Annotated in this window: 17 protein-coding genes and 1 pseudogene; 7 read left to right on the plus strand and 11 right to left on the minus strand. The window is 65.4% G+C overall.

Going from position 1 to position 18,122, the window contains the following annotated elements; genetic code table 11:
- The first annotated feature begins 11 nt into the window (after positions 1–11).
- The 3 genes from RHA1_RS34450 (at position 12) to RHA1_RS52270 (ending at position 2,963) form a co-directional block, all read left to right on the plus strand.
- A complete protein-coding gene (locus RHA1_RS34450) occupies positions 12–953 on the plus strand; it encodes an ABC transporter substrate-binding protein (RefSeq protein ID WP_011598786.1) in 942 nt (313 codons plus the stop codon).
- 529 nt (positions 954–1,482) lie between these two features.
- Positions 1,483–2,361 carry a CHASE3 domain-containing protein gene (locus RHA1_RS52265; RefSeq protein WP_237723792.1) on the plus strand — a complete coding sequence of 293 codons (879 nt, stop codon included), beginning with the start codon at positions 1,483–1,485 and terminating at the stop codon, positions 2,359–2,361.
- Positions 2,358–2,963 (plus strand): sensor histidine kinase, encoded by a 606-nt coding sequence (locus RHA1_RS52270; RefSeq protein WP_237726990.1) that lies wholly within the window; start codon positions 2,358–2,360, stop codon positions 2,961–2,963. Before RHA1_RS52265 ends, RHA1_RS52270 begins: the two co-directional genes overlap by 4 nt.
- A 943-nt stretch (positions 2,964–3,906) precedes the next feature.
- On the opposite strand, the gene RHA1_RS34470 is transcribed toward RHA1_RS52270, so the two are convergent.
- Positions 3,907–4,113 carry a zinc-ribbon domain-containing protein gene (locus tag RHA1_RS34470; protein WP_016880256.1) on the minus strand — a complete coding sequence of 69 codons (207 nt, stop codon included), beginning with the start codon at positions 4,111–4,113 and terminating at the stop codon, positions 3,907–3,909.
- A 381-nt stretch (positions 4,114–4,494) separates the two neighbouring features.
- Here RHA1_RS34470 and RHA1_RS34475 point away from each other — a divergent pair, with 381 nt between their 5' ends.
- Together RHA1_RS34475 and RHA1_RS34480 are read left to right on the plus strand one after the other, a co-directional pair.
- Positions 4,495–4,920 carry a hypothetical protein gene (locus RHA1_RS34475; protein WP_011598791.1) on the plus strand — a complete coding sequence of 142 codons (426 nt, stop codon included), beginning with the start codon at positions 4,495–4,497 and terminating at the stop codon, positions 4,918–4,920.
- 753 nt (positions 4,921–5,673) lie between these two features.
- On the plus strand, positions 5,674–6,786 hold the full coding sequence (locus RHA1_RS34480) for an Lsr2 family DNA-binding protein (protein ID WP_016880257.1): 1,113 nt from the start codon (positions 5,674–5,676) through the stop codon (positions 6,784–6,786).
- Positions 6,787–7,526: 740 nt separating this feature from the next.
- On the opposite strand, the gene RHA1_RS50740 is transcribed toward RHA1_RS34480, so the two are convergent.
- The 10 genes and pseudogenes from RHA1_RS50740 to RHA1_RS34515 all read right to left on the minus strand — a co-directional run bounded on the left by RHA1_RS50740 (position 7,527) and on the right by RHA1_RS34515 (position 15,287).
- A complete protein-coding gene (locus tag RHA1_RS50740; protein WP_167540964.1) occupies positions 7,527–7,697 on the minus strand; it encodes a hypothetical protein in 171 nt (56 codons plus the stop codon).
- A gap of 80 nt (positions 7,698–7,777) precedes the next feature.
- A complete protein-coding gene (locus tag RHA1_RS34485; protein ID WP_009480283.1) occupies positions 7,778–8,407 on the minus strand; it encodes an antibiotic biosynthesis monooxygenase in 630 nt (209 codons plus the stop codon).
- Between the two features lie 136 nt (positions 8,408–8,543).
- Positions 8,544–8,993, minus strand: coding sequence for a WS/DGAT domain-containing protein (locus RHA1_RS52275; protein WP_029537690.1), 450 nt, complete (start codon positions 8,991–8,993; stop codon positions 8,544–8,546).
- Complete coding sequence (locus tag RHA1_RS52280) at positions 8,939–9,412, minus strand: wax ester/triacylglycerol synthase domain-containing protein (protein ID WP_272942770.1); 474 nt, start codon at positions 9,410–9,412, stop codon at positions 8,939–8,941. The genes RHA1_RS52275 and RHA1_RS52280 overlap by 55 nt, the downstream gene beginning before the upstream one ends.
- A gap of 104 nt (positions 9,413–9,516) precedes the next feature.
- A pseudogene (locus RHA1_RS52980) lies at positions 9,517–9,663 on the minus strand (wax ester/triacylglycerol synthase domain-containing protein); the annotation flags it as partial.
- A gap of 155 nt (positions 9,664–9,818) precedes the next feature.
- Positions 9,819–10,127 (minus strand): hypothetical protein, encoded by a 309-nt coding sequence (locus RHA1_RS34495; RefSeq protein ID WP_011598794.1) that lies wholly within the window; start codon positions 10,125–10,127, stop codon positions 9,819–9,821.
- Positions 10,128–10,620: 493 nt separating this feature from the next.
- On the minus strand, positions 10,621–11,673 hold the full coding sequence (locus tag RHA1_RS34500; protein WP_011598795.1) for an acyl-CoA dehydrogenase family protein: 1,053 nt from the start codon (positions 11,671–11,673) through the stop codon (positions 10,621–10,623).
- Positions 11,674–11,681: 8 nt separating this feature from the next.
- On the minus strand, positions 11,682–12,920 hold the full coding sequence (locus tag RHA1_RS34505; protein ID WP_011598796.1) for an acyl-CoA dehydrogenase family protein: 1,239 nt from the start codon (positions 12,918–12,920) through the stop codon (positions 11,682–11,684).
- Positions 12,917–13,681: an enoyl-CoA hydratase-related protein gene (locus tag RHA1_RS34510; protein WP_011598797.1), complete on the minus strand. Its 765-nt coding sequence runs from the start codon at positions 13,679–13,681 to the stop codon at positions 12,917–12,919. Before RHA1_RS34510 ends, RHA1_RS34505 begins: the two co-directional genes overlap by 4 nt.
- Positions 13,682–13,688: 7 nt before the next feature.
- Positions 13,689–15,287, minus strand: coding sequence for an AMP-binding protein (locus tag RHA1_RS34515; protein WP_081437504.1), 1,599 nt, complete (start codon positions 15,285–15,287; stop codon positions 13,689–13,691).
- Positions 15,288–15,507: 220 nt separating this feature from the next.
- On the opposite strand from RHA1_RS34515, the gene RHA1_RS34520 reads away from it, so the two are divergent.
- Together RHA1_RS34520 and RHA1_RS34525 are read left to right on the plus strand one after the other, a co-directional pair.
- On the plus strand, positions 15,508–16,299 hold the full coding sequence (locus RHA1_RS34520; RefSeq protein ID WP_009480292.1) for a FadR/GntR family transcriptional regulator: 792 nt from the start codon (positions 15,508–15,510) through the stop codon (positions 16,297–16,299).
- Positions 16,300–16,438: 139 nt separating this feature from the next.
- Positions 16,439–17,791, plus strand: a complete 1,353-nt coding sequence (locus RHA1_RS34525; protein WP_011598799.1) for an MFS transporter — start codon at positions 16,439–16,441, stop codon at positions 17,789–17,791.
- Positions 17,792–18,122 lie beyond the last annotated feature (331 nt).

Genomic DNA, 18,122 nt, shown 5'->3' on the forward strand with positions numbered 1-18,122 from the left:
AGGTAGAGATCATGACAGTGCGCGTCGGATACTTCCCGCACAATAATTCGCTTTTCGTGCTCCGGCACACCGGAATACTCGAACGCCGGCTCCCGGACATCGAATGGGTCGACCTTCGTGAACTCCCGTCGAAGCCGTCCGTCGATCCCGTCAATGCCCTTCCGACCCTGCATTCGGACTGGCTGTTCGACGACGGCGGCTACGACGTCATCGGCACCGGCTTCACCCCGCCGATCACCGGCCTGGCCCACGGCCGTGACCTCGTCTACATCGGCATCTCCGGTCCCCGCGTGGAGAACGGTCGACTCGTCGTGAAGGCGGAGTCGGGCATCGAGTCCGTCGCGGATCTGCGGGGGAAACGGGTCGGTATCGCCCATGGGTCCTGGCAGACCACGCTGCTGCTGTTCGCGCTCGACCGGGTGGGACTGACATGGTCGGACATCGTGCCCGTCGACACGGATGTGCGCGGCGGCGGAGCCGACCTCGTCAGCGGTGCCATCGATGCGTGGGTCGGCGCCTACCCCGGACTGACGGACATCGAAGCGGATACCGAGTTGCGCACTCTCGTCGAGACCGAGGGGCTCTTCAGTCATCCGTCGCTGTGGTTCACCCGCCGAGATTTCGCGGAGAACAACCCGGAGCAACTGCGCGCGATCATCGAGGCGCTGCAGGAATCGGACGACTGGATCGAGCGGAATCCCCGCGCGGCCGCGCAGTACTTCGTCGACGACGTGGAGCGGCGAGGTGGCACAGCAAGTCTCGACGCGTGGGAGGCGGCGCTGCGCGGACGGCCGTTCGGCATCAACCCGGTCACCGACGAATTCCTGGACGAACAGCAACGCGCCGCCGACCTGCTGCTGTCGAACGGATTGCTCGCGCGACGGATTCAGGTGCGTGACGCCGTGGTTCCGTGGATCGGCGAGTTCGTCGGCACCGCACGCTCCACCGTCTAGGAATCTGGCGACGCGAGAGGCCGGGCGACGACCTCGCCCGGCACCTCCCGTGGCGCGACACCAACCCCGCATCCGGGCACGGATCGACCAGACCTACACGATCGTGTCGATCCAATCCCCATGAAGAGCACTGCACGCAGAGCACGCGGCGGCGACCCTGGGGAAGCTGATCACCGAGCCGCCGGCCGGTGAACACTATTCGTGCCCTCCGGAGTGAGCATCGACTTCTAGGACTATCGTGCCCCGGCTAGTCGGTGAGGTCGCCCATAGCGCTGACGGGGTGTCGTGCCGCGAGCACTGATCCTTTAGGTGTTGTTGATCGGGAGTATCTGGCCGGTTCCCAGAAATCGATGCCGGGATTGCGGTGACCGGGTGCGGATCGACTCGAGGGAGCGCTGCTGGACCCGGGTGCCGGTTCCCGCCCTGCCGACGGGCTGTGTGCCTAGGGTGAGCTCGGGGGTGGAAACGATGAGCGCCGGCGGATACCGGCGCCGCGCTCGGCTGATTCTGCGAGTGCGAGAGGCACGCGATGACGGATTCGAGCGCGAATACCACGCGGGTGGCGTTGCGGACGCTGCTGTGGCTGGCGATCGGCATCCTGGTGGCACTGTTCGCGGTGTCCACGGCCTTCTCCGTATACGGGAGGTTGGCGGTCCGGGCAGCCATCGACGACCTGTCCGAGCAGCTGCTGCCCGCGCAGCGGGCGGTGGCCGAGCTGACCACGGAGTATCTGAACCAGGAAACCGGCCAACGCGGCTACGCCCTGACCGGTGATCCGCAATTCCTCGAACCCTACGACGCGGGCCGGCGTGACGCGGCCACACTGCACACTCGCCTGGACACGCTGCTCGCCGAGGATACGGCCGCCCAGGCAGCGTTGCAGAGTACCGTCGAGGCGGCCGAGATGTGGCGGATACGGGCGGCGGAGCCGGAGATCTCCGCGCGCCGCGACAACGCGAGCGAACCGGATCGGATCCAGTCGACGACCGCGACGGGCAAGGAGTTGTTCGACGACCTGCGCGCACGGCTCGCGGCATTGAGTGCCCGCACCGACATCCTGGTCACCGAGCAGGTCGAACGAGTCCACTCGGCGCAGGCGCTGGCGAACATCGCAACCGTTCTCGCGTGCGTTCTCGCCGTGGTCATGGTCGTGATCGCGGTGTATCTGACGCGGCGGCTGCTGACACAGCCCATCGATCATCTTCTTGCCGACATCGGCGCGTGGCCGGCGGCGACTACGGGCGCGAGATCGACACCGACGGGCCCCGGGAGGTTGCGATCATCGCCGGCGCGGTCGACACGATGCGGACCAGCCTGTTGGCCAAGAATGAACAACTCATGGCGGCGGAGCGGGCCAGCGCACGTGATGACGAACAGAGCCGGATGGCGGCCGATCTCCACGATGTGACCCTCCAACGTGTGTTCGGTCTGGGCCTCGCGCTGACCTCCCTGGGTTTCCGGCAACCACGTTTGTCGGCCGAACTCGACCCGCTGATCGACGAGACGGACAGCATCGTGCGTGGATTACGTGCCGTCATATTCGATCTCACCCAGTCCACCGCGACCGCGGGGTCCGGGGACGCGGGCAGCCTGAGTGCCGCGGTGAGCGAGATCGTCGAAAACAGCGCCGCAGCGCTCGGTTTCACCCCTGATGTCTGTGTGGAAGGACCGGTCGACCGATATTCCGGCGGCGAGGCCGGACCGGAACTGCAGGCGGCCCTGCGAGAGGCCCTGAGCAACGTGGCCCGCCACGCACAGGCGAGCGTATGCAGTGTCCGGGTCACCGCCGACGACGACGGCCTCGTCATGACCGTGAGCGACAACGGCACCGGAATCGCGGCGGGAGCTGCGCAAGGACACGGACTGACGAACATTCGGAGTCGCGCCGAGCGGCTCGGCGGTCACGCGGCCATTCGCGACCTGGGGCCGGGGACTGAGGTCGAGTGGGAGATACCGGCAGCGGATGCGTCTCCACACGTGATTATCGATCGCAGGCCCGGCGACCTGTGACTCCGCTGCCGCATCTGCTGCAGCAGCGTACCGTGCGCGAATGGTGTTCGTGCATGTCGGGTCGCGTGCGGGCAGGGTGGTGAATATGCTCAATCCCAGTTCACTGATCTCGATCGACCGGGACCGGTTGTTGTAGTCGACGGGCCTCACGCCTTTGGGGCGCGGAGGCAATGGTGGCGTCGTCGGTCGGTTCGCCGGTGCACCGACTCCGTCTCGGGCAAAATGGCGGTCGTACCGCACCGACACACTGGGGAGGGAACGATGTGGGAGTTGCCAATTGAGGGTGGCATACCGTGGCTGGTCTGGCTGCTGGACCTGGTGATCAACGGCTCCTGACACCGCTACAGGCCGACAACACGGTCTGTTGAGGTCGCTGGGGAGCCTCGTCGAGTACCTCCGTCGCGGGCGGACGTGCAACCGGTTTCTGCTCGTCACCAAGAATGCAACGCCGCACTTGCGGATACTGGGGCACAACTGGTCGGAGGACCGGCGCGCCCGTCGTGTGCGCCGGCCACGGATCCTGCGGGCGGTCGAACGGATGCTCCCGCTGGCTCATAGGTCGATGACACAGACCGATCTGGCGGCCGCCTCGAAGGAGATAACATGGCGGTTTCCCGAGAGGGTCTGAAGGTTCGGCGAGGAAGGCGTCCAATGAGATTCGTGAGCGGGCGATGGGGGAGGGTCGCGTAGTGTCCTCCCCGTGGCCGGATCTCGGGGTAGAAGTCGGAGTTGCCGACGGAGTGCTTGTACTGTGTCCGACAAAGGAAAAGCGAGCGCCGAGCTCGTTGTGGAAGTGCGTGAGCTGACCGATGAGGGCATCGTCGAGGTGGACGAGGGTATATTCCCACGCAATTGCACAGCAGGGCTGCACAATGGAAAATTTTGGCCGGGCAACGACACTAACGCACGCTCCCTCAGCGGCCGCGTCGCCGGAATGAAGGTGTCAGACTTCGACGGCGGTGCCGCAGATGCCACATTCCTCCAACTGCCGGCGCTTCCAGCGTGCGACCGGAACGAAGAACAATGCGAACTGCTTGAATTCCCGCATCCGTGCCCACTGTGTGGTGTTGTGGCAGTGCGGGCACGTTCGGGTCTGCCCCGGGCCAAGGTGTTGCCGCTTGGTGCCGTAACCGAATAGAAAGAACACCATGCCAGCATAGAGCGATCCTCAGCAGACGGTCATCGGTTGGCAATGCCCGATCCCGTTCGTGCGGCACGGCCAACGCGCCAGGAATACGCAGTCAAAGAATGTGCAGGGGGTCCCCACAGGAGGTAGACCGATGCAACGCCGTACCTCGACCGCCCGACCCGGACGCCGAACGTTGATCACGACGACCCGGGCGATCGTCGCCTTACCGCGCTGGTAGCGCTCTCGATAGGGTGGCAGGGGGGTCGAGGAGCGGCGAGAGACGTTGCGGTGTAGATATTTGAGCCTCGGCACGGGGGAGGTGGCCGCTGCGGCGGTCTTCGCCGCCGTTTCCGTCAGCCTCGTGATATCCCGAGTGGAGATCAGGCAGGATTCCGTGGCCCTGTGTCCGCGCTGTTCCCACTGCTCGTGATCGTCGTGCAGGCGGGCAGCTATTGGCTGTCCGCACGTAGTTGGGTTGAGCGAGCATCTATGCCGGTCGCCCTCGCCGCCGCCTATCGTGTATTCCTGCTCGTCGATTCCGGCCTGCTTGTGGTCGGGCTCCTCGGAGTGCTCGTGTGGTGGCCCGATCACCTCGGCGTGGCGATAGCCGCGCTGGCGGTATGGGTCTTCGGCGTCGTGGAGTACGTCAAATTACTTCGTCGTCTGCCTGACTTATCCCGTGGGCAGGTGGTTGACCATGCTGGGGCAGTGGCGCACGCCCCGGCTCGTGCCGGACTCGAAACTCGACGACGCGGTGATCCCGTCAGCGAGATGCCCTCGTGGTGTGCAGCCGGTCAGGAAACGGGCGCAAGGAGCTTGACGAGCTGAGTCCGGGCGTGGTGGGTCCGTGTCTTCACCGTGGGGCCGACCCGAGCAGTCAATAGGTCAGACTCCAGGCAGTAAGGAGGGCGGTAGTCGCGATGGCCGGCCCTATCGCGATCGTTCCCGCCCGTTCACGGTTGTCGGCACTTCCTTTCCCAGTCATGGATGTCCTTCCGTCCGTACTCCTCGATGCTGGGTCGGTGGGAGCGGCGCGGTGTCCCGCGTGATGTCACGAGAACGGAGTTTTCTGTATACCTTTGGATGCGAATCGGTGTCCGGACGTTACGTGTCGGGTTGATGTCGATAGAGGGATGCCGGCGTGTTTCGTCGGAGTACGCCGCATCTCCATCGTTCAGTTGCGGGGACACGAGCACTCAACCAGGCCCGGTAACCTCCCTGACAAATACGGCTCGACATTGCTGACCCGGATCAGAGCGACTCGGTCCAATGGGCAACCGCCGGCCATAAAGCCTCATTCGAGATCGTCTCGGTCCAAGGCCGCGCTGCGCAATCCCAACCTTACCTATCATCGCTGCGGCTCACCAAGGTTACTGACTGCCAAGGTGAGTCGCGCTCGTTCTGCCTGAATCTCGGTGCGGCGTGAGTTGGGAACTTCAGGAGGATCGCGTCGGCCTGCCCAGATCAGAGATGGGCTGAAGACGGTGAAATGTCAGTTCGGATGAACTTCCTGATTACCGTGAGAAGCCGCCTGCCGTTACTGTGTGCGTTCGACGGTTGCCCGGGCGAAGAAGGAGACACATGGCGGTATCACCGAGGGGTTCTGAAGGTTCGGCGAAAAAGACAAGCAAGGAGATTCGTGAGTGGGCGATCGGGGAGGGCCGCGAGGTCTCCCTGCGCGGCCGGATCTCGGCCGAGGTGGAGCGAGCCTTCCATGACGCTCAGGCGAAGAAGGTTCAGGCAAAGAAGGCTAAGGCAAAAACGGCGCCGGTCAAGAGGACGGCCGTGAGTAAGGCTCCGGCGAAGAAGTCGTCCAGGGAGATTCGTGAGTGGGCGATCGGGGAGGGTCGCGAAGTGTCCTCGCGCGGCCGGATTCCGGCTGAGCTCGAGCAAGCCTTCCATGACGCTCAGGCGAAGAAGGCTCAGACAACAGCGGCGCCCATAAAGAAGACGGCCGCGACGAAGACGGCCGGGAAGAAGACAGCCGCGAAGAAAACGGCTGCGAAGAAGACAGTCGCGAAGAAAACGGCTGCGAAGAAGACAGTCGCGACGAAGGCGACTGCGGAGAAAAAGGTCGTGAAGAAGGTGGTCGCGGCGAAGGTGCCGGTGACGAGGGCAGTGGTGAGTAGGGCTCCGGCGAAGAAGTCGTCCAGGGAGATTCGTGAGTGGGCGATCGGGGAGGGCCGCGAAGTGTCGTCGCGCGGCCGGATTCCGGCTGAGCTCGAGCAAGCCTTCCATGACGCTCAGGCGAAGAAGGTTCAAGCAAGAACGGCGCCGGTGAAGAAGACGGCCACGAAGAAGACAGCCGTGAAAAACACGGCCGCGGCGACGGCTCCGGTGAAGCGGCCGGCGGCGAGCACGGCTCCGGTGACGAAGACGGCCGCGACGAAGACAGCCGGGAGGAAGACGGCCGGGAAGAAGACAGCCGTGCCGACGCCAGTCGCGGCGAAGACAGTGGTGAAGAAGCCAGTCGCGACAAAGGCGGCTGCGGAGAAAAAGGTCGTGAAGAAGGTGGTCGCGGCGAAGGTGCCGGTCAAGAGGACGGCCGTGAGTAAGGCTCCGGCGAAGAAGTCGTCCAGGGAGATTCGTGAGTGGGCGATCGGGGCGGGTCACGAGGTGTCCTCGCGCGGCCGGATCTCGGCTGAGCTCGAGCGAGCCTTCCATGTTGCTCAAGCGGCGATGTCGGTGGCGTGAGTTGCAACATTGCCCTGATGGATTCCGGGGTCATCCTGCGGTGAAGATTATGGCCCGTGGGAATCATGGCCTTCGGGGCCGTGCGGTGGTCGGTTGTCCGGCGCCAGCGGTGCCGGCAAGGGGTCCGAGGTATCCCGGCGGCACCTGACTTGACGACTCCCGCGCGGGAGTGGTTGGAGTTCCGGCCCAGGGCAAGCCCGAGCGTGGTGTGCGTGGCACTTCGGGTGCGGCGGGAGACTTTGATGTCGCGGTGGATGCCGGCAGACCGGGGGTCTTCGCGCACGATGACGGACGCCGGGTTTTCGCCGGCACCCACGAGGTGCCCGTCGATCCCCGCCCCGGTCCGCCGGGGCGGGGATCGACGGCGAGAACTCTGACGGGGATTCGACGGCTCGTCCACAAGCCTCCGTGGCGGAGCTCCGTGGGGCGAGCCGGGCGGCAGGTGCGATGAAGTCTCTGCCGGTCAGCATCGACTGCGAGGTCGCTGCACTGACCCGACAGACGACGTCGGATATTCTCACGCGGTGAAGTCGGCACCCTCAGGGTTGCGTTCGTCATGGGGGTTGTTGATGGTGCTGGCTGTGGTGCTGGGTGCCACAGGCTGTGTGGATGTGGCGCCGGTCGAGACGTTGGATGTGACGGTTCGGAACCCGGCCAAGCCCGATCAGTTCGGTCACTACACGTTTGACGGCGACTGGCTGAGCGACCCGAGACCGGTGATGGTCCCTGCGTTGGACGAGCTAGATGCGCAGGCATTCGCGATCAGCGACGTTCGCGCCCTGAGTCGGGTCGAGCGCCGGGATGACGCGAATGTGGGTCACCGCGACGAAGGTGCCGACGGGGTGGGGGACGTGCTGAGTGGCCGTGATCCCGTCAGCTTCACCCGCTGCTCGGCAGCGGTCCGTCGGCATCAGTTCGGTTGTCGCACTGACGAGCTTCGGGTGAGAGCTCCTGGTTGCAGTGTGGGATTCCTTCTGGACAGTTCGACAGTTCACGCCATCTCGGGGACGTGCAGGTGCGCGATGGCGAGCTCGAACTCGCAAGTATCGAGTACCTCGGCGTTCGCCTCGCGAACTCCTTCGTCCCGGATGCGGTCGATGCGTTCTCTGTTGCGTTCCATTGCCTCGGAGCTGTCGAATGTCAGCGACGACACCCCGCGACCCGCGGCGTGGTCGAGCATCAGACTGGCGCTGCAGAAGCCGTCGAGTTCCTCCATCTTGGGCAGTGCGGCCATCTTCCACACGTCGACGGCGCGGTCCATGTGGGCAGGCTCGGTCTTGACCCACGTGACGCGGCAACAGGCCCCGCGATCCGAATGATGGTCACGATGCATGACAGCGATATCCCACCGCGACACCTCGGTGGTGCCGTGGAAGACCTCGGCTGCGACGTCACGCAGCTTCAGTACCGGCCCCTCGCTGGCGCGTAGCGATTCCTCGTCCCGCCACGAACTGGTCGCGATGCACCGGCCCGAGCTGCGATCGATGAGCAAGGACATTCCCAGGCAGCCCTCGACGTCCGCCAGCGCGGGCATCACGGTGTCGCGTACGTGCTTGATCCCGGCGTCGATGTACGACGGATGCGCTTGAATTGTGGTTGAGCGTGCGAACACGATCGGCACCCTTCTCCTCAGGGCGGCGCCGACCCGGCGTCGCCGGTCATTTCTCTGTGTTTCACACTGCTCTCCCTATCCGCCGGAGGCAATGGGCGGTGGCCGGATGCTCAAACGAATGCGTGTCGGCGCGCCGTCACCAGTGTCACCGAGGGGTTGCGCGGGCCGCGGTGTCGAGGTCGGTCAGGGTGGTATCGAGGTGGCCGATGATCCGATGCAGATGAGGGACCGCGGTCCGGTCACCGACGACCGCGACGTGCAGCTGTCCGGATCGGCTGGTGAGGGTGATGCTCGAGGCCTGGCCGCGCGCAAGGGTCGGTATGGGGTAGACAGCGTCGAGATGGGCGCCGTTCCAGTACCGCGGGCGGGTCGGCCCCGGGGTGTAGGAGATCATCACGTTGAACGGTGGCGGGATGTCGTCGAGGACCTGGCGGACCGGGTCGAGCATGATCGGACTCAACGTCAGGGCACTGACCAGTTGAAATTGGGTACGGCTCAGCGCGGCGACAATTCCGCTGGTATGGGCTACGGAGTCGGCGATCAGCGCCAGGCGGGCGAGGGGGTCGTCCTCGTCGGTGGCCAGGGATACCACCATTGCCCCGATCCCTCGGTTGCCGCCCGGCCTGATGGTGGGGCCCTCGCCGAGGAGCGGGACGGGAGCATCGCGGTCAACGGCACCTCGGGGAGGGCGTACTGCTCGAGCAGATATGCGCGGAGCGCGCCCGCGCACAGGGTCAACACCACCACATCCAACGGGGCACCGGTACAGGCGGAGAGCCGGCGCAGTTGTTTCAGGGGCCAGGATCGGGCGGCGACCTTGCGGGCCCGGCCGGTCGGGGCGTTGAAGATCGTCGGCGGGGACTGCAACGGCAATGTCAGTCGCTCCTCGGTCAGGCCGTGGTAGCCGGCACGGACCAGGGTGGGGACGGCTGCCAGCATCTCCCTCGTGATGCCCAGGCCAGACCGCAGCACCCCGCGTGGGTCGAGGGAGGAATGCCGAGTGGGGGCCGCCACCGACGGGCTCCACGGCGCGGGGGAGTCCCGGAGGTCCGGGTCTCCGACATCGGGTGCTGCGGATCGAGCGGCATCGAGTGCATCTGCGAGACCAGGGACAGCAGTTCGGTCATGGTGCCGTCGCCGGGAACGGCGGTGTGCCGCACGTGATATCCGAGATCGACGTGCTTCTCGAGCCGCCACCACGGATACCCGTGCAGCCGGTGAACAGGGCGTTTGCGGAACAATTCCGCTGCCTCGGTTGGGCTCATCGGCGCCAGTCCACCGACCCCAGCTCGGACACCGCACCTCCCCGGCTTCTGTGTGGCTCAGCAGAACACACCGCACCCGCGATGACTGTACTTTCCGCCGACACGACGACGTTGGACCGCACGACTTCCACACATGCGAGCAGGTCCGTGGGTCCTCAGGTGGTCGAGGGCCGGCCGAGTACTCGGTCCCACCAGTCGGCGAGCGGACTGGGGTCGGTCCAGATGATCGGATCGTCGGGTAGGGGCGAGGACGTGCTCGGGTCCTCACCATCGGATTCTCGATCCGGATCGGCGTCGGCCAAGGATCGCCGCACACCACCCCCGCACCGACCAGTGGCCACGGTCGGTGACCGGTCCGGACGCGTCGCTTGTCGGAGCGGCTGCGGATCGGCGGGCGGGGACGGGATGCGGAGGGGGTGGACTTCGCTCTCGAGCACGAACGTTTGCTCCTTCGCTGCATGCATCGGTCACCGGTCGTGTGGTGTCGGCGGGTCTGCGTCGCGGGGTGGGCCACCCACGTCACTGTCGATGCCCTCTCAGCTGTATCCGACCCGCCCCGCCCTGTCAGCCAAACGTCATACACTGGGCGCTGATCTCAGTTGTGCCGATCGAGTGCGTCGCTTGGCCGGGAGTACCGCCGGGGCGGACTGCGCCCGCCGGGGCAGGTACCGGGCGCGGTATCTGACCAGTGACGTGAACCGCACGGTAGAGGTCTACGCATCGGGGAGGGGGCCGCGCAATGCTGTGGCCCCGATCCACTTGCGACTTCTCGTCGACGGTCGGTCTTGCGGCCCCGTGCTCGCACCCGGGTTTCGGCCGTGGAGTCGGTTCACGGTCAATCCGAACTCGAGGTTGCAATGCAGGCAAGGGTGCAGACGACGTTCTCGCCTGCCTGTAAGTCGGCTGCAATCATTCCGGCCGACGATTGCGGTGGCACGCAACCAACTCCCCGAACACCTATATCACCGAAGCTGCTATGACTTCGTGGTGCGTCTCTGCGCTGCCGAATAACAGTGCGTCGCTCTTAGCCCGCCGAAAGTACCTGTGTAGAGGGTGTTCCCAGGTGAATCCGATGCCGCCGTGGATTTGGATGGATTCTTCGGCGGCGTAGGTGAAGGCCTCGGACGCCAGCACGTGCGCAATGCTCGCTGCAGTGGCTAGTTCGTCTGTTGGCCTTTCGTCGGCGTTGGCCGCGTCCAGTACTGCGGCGTGCGCCAGTTCGAGTGCCACCAGCATGTCGGTGAGTCGGTGCTTGATCGATTGGAACGAGCCTATCGGTCGGCCGAACTGTTCCCGGGTCTTGGCGTACTCGACCGACATTTCCAGGCACGCCTCGGCGGCGCCCACCTGTTCGGAGGCCAGCGCCACGAGGGCTGACGCCTGCGCGCGGGGCAGTGTCGCCCCCAGGTTCGCGTCGCCGACCCCCTGCGCATGGGCTTCGGCAAACTCGATCCGGGTCAGTGGGCGGGTGGTGTCCAGGGACTCGAGCGGGGTACGCACGACGCCGGGTGCGGCGCCGTCGATGACGGCTAGCTCGAGGCCCTTCTCTCCGCGTGCGACAACGACGAGGAGATGTGCGCTGTCGCCATTGACCACGAATTCTTGTGTGCCCCGAAGAATCAGCCGGCTGTCACCGGACGGGGTGGCGGTAATCGGGGTGTCCGAGTACGGGTATCCGGCGACCAGGGTAGCGGTGCATTTGCCTGTTGCGATGGCGGGTAGATGTGTGGCGCGGCCCGCGTCCGAGGCGCATTCCGAGAGGGTGAGTCCGGCGAGGCACACGGACGAGAAGTAGGCGGCGTTGGAGATGGTGCGGCCGAGTTCGTGCATCACGACGGAGGTGTCCGTGAGGGTGTAACCGGCTCCGCCGAAGCGTTCGGGGAAGGGGATCTCCGTCAGGCCCAGGCCGGTGAGGCCTTCCCACAGCCCGTGTTTCGCATCGGTCTTCGTGAGGAGGGCGCGGACGCTGTCCCGAAGTTGTTCTTGTTCGTGGGTCAATTCGAGGGCCATGTCTGCTCCTAGCGCGGTTCTCTGGGCAGCCCGAGGCCGCGTTCGCCGATGATGTTTCGCTGGATCTCGTCGGAGCCGCCGGCGATGCGGTAGCCCGGGGCGCCCAGGAGATGCTCGGTCCAGGCGTAGGTGTTCGGAGTGCCGGTGTCGGCGAGGATGCGGGGTCCGAGGAATCGGGCCGCGGCATCCCCGATGCGCTTGAGATTTTGCGTCCACACGAGCTTGGCGATCGAGCCCTCGACTCCGGGAACATGTCCGGCGAGTTCACGTTCGGCATAGCGGGCGTTGAACATAGCGGTGGCGCGTTCGTAGACGACGACTTTGGCGAGTGTCTGACGCACCTGCGGGTCGTCGGTGATGCCGAGTTGCTTGGCAAGCTGGATCAGGTCGGCTGCGCTGCCGCCGGCGGAGACGATTCCGCCGCTGGAGCTGCGTTCGAAACCGAGGGTGGTCAATGCGACATTCCACCCGTCGCCGACCTCGCCGAGACGCAGCGAGTCAGACAATTCGACGTCGGTGAGGAACACCTCGTTGAACGTGGAACCGCCGGACATCTGGCGGATGGGCCGGGTTTCGACGCCTGGGGCGTCCATCGGCACGAGGAACGCCGTCATTCCGTGGTGCTTGGGTGCGGCAGGGTCGGTGCGCGCGATGAGTAGTCCCCACTCGGAGAACTGTGCGCCCGAACTCCACACCTTCTGACCGGTGATCTTCCAGCCGGTGTCGGTGCGAACTGCGCGGGTCGCGAGCGCGGCCAGGTCGGAGCCGGCACCGGGTTCGGAGAACAGCTGGCAGCACAGTTCGTCGGCACGCAGGAACGGTTGCACGAACCGTTGTTTGTGTTCCTCGGTGCCGAGCAGGTGGATGGTCGGTGCGATCAGCTCCACGGTCACCAGGATGGTTTCGTGCCGCTCCGGGGTGCGGAACTGACGTTCGAGCTCGACGTAGATCCGTTCGTGGGACGCGGTCAGGCCCGGTCCGCCCCATTCGGGGCCCCAGGTGATGGCGCCGAACCCGGCGTCGACGCGTGCGGATTGCCAGGCCTTGCCTCGGACGAGCAGTTCGCGCTCTTCGGCCTCTGTGCGGTTGTGGAAGATAGCGTAGGACGGCTCCGCATCGCCTCCGGACAGGTCGGTTCCGGAGGCCGGCAGATGCCGGTCCAGCCGCTGGGACAGCCACGCGGTGGCCCGCTCGCCGAACGCGTCGAGGTCCTCCGGTGTTGCCAGTTCACTCGTTGCCGTACTCATGGGTTCTTGCCGTTCGTCAGTGCGGCCATGTGTGCCTCGACCGCAGTCTTGGAGTCCGGATGCTCGGACAACCGGACGGTGAAGGTCTGTTCGAGCTCGTAGCCGCGCTTGAGATCCATACCCTCGCAGCCGTTCAACGATTGCTTCGCCAGGGTCAGTGCGTAGCGGCTCTTCGAGGCAATGGACCGTGCGCGGGTGAATGCGGTGTTCATGAGTGCGTCGTGGGGTACTACCTCGATCGGCGCGCCCCACCGCTCGAGGGTGTGTGCGTCGACGGCTTCTGCGGTGAAAAACAGCCGGCGCATTGCCTGCTGCGGCAGCATGCGGGCGGTGAAACGGCCGCCGCCGAGGACCCCGACGTTCATTTCCGGCAACCCGAACGTCGCCTTCTCCGAGGCCACCACCAGGTCGCACGATGCGGTCAGGCCGAATCCGCTGCCGAGTGCCGGCCCGTTGACAGCGGCAATGACGGGGATCGAGCAGTCGATGAGGTTGAACATCGCGCGGCGGACATTGCGCATCTGCAGTTCACCGCTCGTCGTGTCCATGGTGCGGAAGTCGTTGAGGTCGTTGCCCGCGCAGAACACGTGACCGCGTCCTGTGAGCACGGCGACGTTGACTGTCGGATCGTCCGACAGCCGGTCGAAGGCCTCGGCGAGTTCGCCGTACATTCGGTGGTCGAGTGCATTGACCTTGCCGCGGGCAAGTTCGACCAGGGCGATCCCTGGTTCGGGTTGGGAGATGCGAATGTGCTCGGTCATGTCGTCCTCACTTCTCATGCGCCGCATGAAGGCTGACGCCGACCATCTGCGGCGGGACGTGGGTGCGGTTACGGGTCCAGTCGCGGAGCGCGAACTTCTGGATCTTGCCGCTCGCGGTCTTGGGTAGTACGTCCACCACGAAGATGCTCTCGGGGATCTTCTGTTTGGCGACCTCGCGTCCGGTCAGGAACTCGTGGACGTCTTCGAGGGTGAGGTCCTGCGCGTCGTGGGTGACGATGAAGGCGCAGCCCCGTTCACCGGTCGTCGCATCTGGCCCTGCGACTACGGCGACCTCGCTGACAGCGGGGTGCTCACTGAGCAGGTTTTCCACCTCGTGAGTGCTGATCTTCTCGCCGGACCGGTTGATGATGTCCTTGATTCGGCCCTCGATGTGGATTGCGCCGGTGTCGTCGAACCGCGCGAGGTCACCGGACCGGAAGAAGCCGTCGTCGGTGAACGCCGCGGCGTTGAGCGACGAGTCGAGGTATCCGAGGAAGGTGTCGGGGCCCCGCCACAGTACTTCGCCGACCCCGCCGGGCGCGACAGGGCGATCGGCGGGGTCGACGATGGTCACCTCCGTGGGCGCCAGGACTCGCCCGTCGGTTCGGGTGCGTAATTGCGGTGTGTCCCAGCGATTGCCTGCTGTGACGGACGGCCCTTCGGTGGCGCCGTACATACGGACGACGGTGCCGAGCCGATCGGTGGCCCGGCGGGTCAGTTCGTCCGGCATGTCAGCGCCGCCGCACACGATGTACCGGATCGACGGAGTGGGGCGACCCGCCGCGACGGCGGCGTCGAGCAATCCTTGCAGGAACGGTGTGGAGAAGATCATGAAGCTGGCTTCGTGGCAGGATATCTTGTCGAGCGCGGCGGCTGGATCCCACTGATCGTGCAGCACGACGGGCGCCCCGAGCAGGAACGGCAGTGTCAAGGCGCAGTTCACCCCGGTCACGTGCGTGACCGGCGACGGGTTGAAGATGACGTCGTTCTCGTTGAGGCCGAACAACTCGATCATCGAGAGGTTCTCGAATACGAGCGTGTTGTGGCTGTGCAGTGCGCCCTTCGGATCCGCGGTCGTCCCGGAGGTGTACAACAGCAGGCAGACCTGATCTGGATCCGGCTGGGGCAGTGCGGCAACCACCTTCGCGGCCTCTGCCGGGGCGCTGCCGAGCAGCTCCGTCCAGGTGGTCATCCGCTCGTCGGTGCCGCGCTCGCCACGGTCGCCGAGGATGACGACCTTCTTCAGGTGCGGCAAGTCGTCGAGCAGCTTGTCATACATCGCGGCGTAATCGAATCCTCGGTAGGTCGCGGGAATGAAGACGGCCGACGCCCGCGCCTGCCCGAGGATGAACCGCAGCTCGCGCCCTCGGTAGATCGGGACTATGGGGTTGGCGACGGCGCCTAGCTTCATGATCGCTTGGTAGACGATGACCGCTTCGGCCCGATTGGCGAGCTGGAACGAGACCACGTCGTCGGCGCCGATTCCGGCCGAATGCAGCGCAGCAGCGAGCGTGGTGGCGTTGCGGTCGACGTCGGCGAAGGTCAACCGTGTGTCGCCGTCGATCACGGCCACTGCATCGGGGAACTGCGAGGCGGCGCGCGTCAAGTAGTGCCCGATCGGTTGATCACGCCAGTGCCCTGACTCGCGGTAGGAATGGCCAAGGTCTGGCGTCGGTGGGCGCGTCGGCCACATCTTTACCTCCGGGAGAGCATCACGTTCGGATGTTGACTGGTGCCACGTGTTGACGGGTGTCACGCTAGCCACTTTCCCTAAATATGTACAGAGTTTGTCGATTCTCTCTCGGAGCTGGGTAGGGTTTGTACGCATGGCGGCTACACATCGAACTGTCGACGAGCGCACCGGGAACGCACTGACGCCGGACGACGCCCATCGCGCACCGGGCAGAGCCCCGAAAATGTCCGAACGCATCGCGAACCAGATAGCGGACGAGATCCTCGGGGGCGGCATCGTGGCCGGTGACCGGCTGCCGACCGAGAAGGAGATGGTCGCCGAGTACGGCGTGGCGCGCACGACTGTGCGCGAAGCCCTCCGGCTGCTCGAGAGCCGAGGCCTGGTCACCATTCGGGCCGGTGTCGGCGGCGGCCCCGTCGCGTGTCGGCCTCAATTCGAATCACTGGGCAACACCATGAAACTGTTCCTGCAGCTCGAGGGTGCAAATCTCAGCGACGTCATCGACACCCGGCTGACCCTGGAACCGGTGGTCGCGCAACAGGCCACGCCTCGAATTACGGACGGCCAGCTGGACGAATTGCAGGCAGCGCTCGACAGCATGCGGACGCGGCCCGACGACTACGCCAACTTCATCGAGAAGAACGCGCTGTTCCACACCACCATCTACACCGCATCCGGAAACCCGGTGCTGCGCATCCTCATGGAAACGCTGCTGCTCCTGGTGCGGGACGCGGAACCCTCGCGGCACCCTGAGATCACCCGCACCGCCGCCGTCGAAGCGCAGCAACTGGTGCTCAATGCCATGCGCTCCCGAAATGCGTCCGCCGCAGGGGAGGCGATGGAGGCCTTCGTCCACGACACCGCGAAGTACTACCGTAAGCGCCTTGCGCACATCATCTCCGAGCCCGTGCACTGGCAGCTCTAGCGGACTGCTTCCATTAATATTCGGAAACATGTACAGATTTAGCGGATGCGCGGTTATGGTGTGGAAGCGCTCGCACGAGGTGACCCACTCCCACCTGCGGTAGGCGCACCTTCGGTCCACGCTTTCGCACAGAAATGAGATGTTCGTGGCGACCCACACGAATTCCACATCGCGCACCCTCGAGCAAACCAGACGCCGCGGCGTTCTCGCCGCGGCTGTCGGCACCATCGTCGAGTACTACGACCTCACCGTCTACGCATACCTGGCCGTGGTCGTCAGCCCACTGTTCTTCCCCGGCAACGACCCCACCGCCGCACTGCTCGCCAGTCTCGCCGTCTTCGCGTCGGCCTACCTCATGCGCCCCATCGGCGGCATCTTCTTCGGCCGCCTCGGGGACCGGCACGGACGCAAGCGCGCTCTGCTGGTGTCCGTGCTGCTGATGGGGGTCGGCAGCCTCCTCATGGCATGCCTGCCGAAGTACGCGTCAGCGGGCATCGTCGCGCCGATCCTGCTCGTCCTCGCACGACTGGTGCAGGGTTTCTCCGCCGGCGGAGAACTCGGCGGAGCATTGACCTACGTCTACGAGACCGTCGGGGAAAAACGCAAGGGTCTGGGCGCCTCGTTCGTCGCACTCGGCAGCAACGGTGGTTTCGCGCTCGCCGCAATTGCGGTCGGGACCGTCTCAGCGCTCACCACCGAACCACAGATGACCAGCTGGGGCTGGCGAATCCCGTTCCTGCTCGGCGTCCCGCTGCTGCTGTTCTGCCTGTGGACCCGGACCCGCATCGAGGACACCGCCCAGTTCGAGAACGCCGCGGCAAAGGACGACCTGGCGAAGTCACCGTTCACCGAACTCATCCGCACACACCCCAAGCAGGTTCTGCAGGTATTCGGGCTCGGCGTGGCACAGAATGCCACGGGCTACATGGTGCTCACCTACATCGGCATCCACCTGGTCCGCCAGGGCGGCTTCGATCGGACCGCGGTCACCTGGACGACCGCGCTCATCATCGTCCTCATCGCGCTGCTGATGCCGATCGCCGGTCTACTCGTCGACAGATTCGGCAGCGTCCCGGTCGCGGCAGCCGGACTGATCGGATCCGGCATCCTTGCTTACCCGGCCATGTCGCTGATGGGCGGCCACGGGCTCGTCGTCGCGGGCGTGGCATTCTTCCTCTTCGCGCTCGGCACCCCGCTCATCCAGGTCGCCACCGCACCACTGTTCCCATCGCTGTTCAACTCTCGCGTCAGGCTCACCGGCGTCGCCCTGGGCTTCAACCTGGCGACGATCGCGACCGGCGGAACGGCCGCATATATCGCCACCTGGCTGATCGACCGGACCGGCAGCGCCTTGTCGCCGGCATACTTTCTCGCCGGATCGTGCCTCATCGGGTTGCTGACCCTGTTCAGCATCCGAACCGCAACCTACGGCGGCGTCCGCCGCGAGTCCGCCTCCCACACGGAAACCGCTGCGCCGCAGAACGTCCGATAGTGATGGCCGGAGCCTGGGATATGCGCCGTTTCACGGCTACCGGTATCACCTTGGTTGGCGAACCAGTCTGTCGTCACTCAGGTGCATCTGCTGAAGCTGTGGATTTGTCCGTCGGGAGTCACGGTAGCTGTCGGCAGTTGCGTGGTCACCACGCGTCGTCCCGTTCGTCCGGATCCGCCTCCAGCTCAGCGCCAACCGAAACCGGCGCAGGGGCAAGCGGACCCCCTCGCAACTGTGCAGAGATCGCGAGCACGAGGTCTGTCGGCAGGGGCGGCACGAGGCGGGGCAATTGTGGTCCTCCGACTCGGAGCTCGTGACGAATGGGTCGCCC

This window comes from Rhodococcus jostii RHA1 (assembly GCF_000014565.1).
GTDB classification, from domain to species: domain Bacteria; phylum Actinomycetota; class Actinomycetes; order Mycobacteriales; family Mycobacteriaceae; genus Rhodococcus_F; species Rhodococcus_F jostii_A.

Excerpts from the sequence above, each read along its gene's own strand:
- RHA1_RS34480 (WP_016880257.1), top strand. The coding sequence starts at position 5,674 with ATGGCGGTATCACCGAGGGGTTCTGAAGGTTCGGCGAAAAAGACAAGC.
- RHA1_RS34520 (WP_009480292.1), top strand. The coding sequence starts at position 15,508 with ATGGCGGCTACACATCGAACTGTCGACGAGCGCACCGGGAACGCACTG.
- RHA1_RS34505 (WP_011598796.1), bottom strand. The coding sequence starts at position 12,920 with ATGAGTACGGCAACGAGTGAACTGGCAACACCGGAGGACCTCGACGCG.
- RHA1_RS34525 (WP_011598799.1), top strand. The coding sequence starts at position 16,439 with ATGTTCGTGGCGACCCACACGAATTCCACATCGCGCACCCTCGAGCAA.
- RHA1_RS52275 (WP_029537690.1), bottom strand. The coding sequence starts at position 8,993 with ATGGTGGTATCCCTGGCCACCGACGAGGACGACCCCCTCGCCCGCCTG.
- RHA1_RS34500 (WP_011598795.1), bottom strand. The coding sequence starts at position 11,673 with ATGGCCCTCGAATTGACCCACGAACAAGAACAACTTCGGGACAGCGTC.
- RHA1_RS34470 (WP_016880256.1), bottom strand. The coding sequence starts at position 4,113 with ATGGTGTTCTTTCTATTCGGTTACGGCACCAAGCGGCAACACCTTGGC.
- RHA1_RS50740 (WP_167540964.1), bottom strand. The coding sequence starts at position 7,697 with ATGCCGACGGACCGCTGCCGAGCAGCGGGTGAAGCTGACGGGATCACG.
- RHA1_RS52265 (WP_237723792.1), top strand. The coding sequence starts at position 1,483 with ATGACGGATTCGAGCGCGAATACCACGCGGGTGGCGTTGCGGACGCTG.
- RHA1_RS34495 (WP_011598794.1), bottom strand. The coding sequence starts at position 10,127 with ATGCATGCAGCGAAGGAGCAAACGTTCGTGCTCGAGAGCGAAGTCCAC.
- RHA1_RS34450 (WP_011598786.1), top strand. The coding sequence starts at position 12 with ATGACAGTGCGCGTCGGATACTTCCCGCACAATAATTCGCTTTTCGTG.
- RHA1_RS34510 (WP_011598797.1), bottom strand. The coding sequence starts at position 13,681 with ATGACCGAGCACATTCGCATCTCCCAACCCGAACCAGGGATCGCCCTG.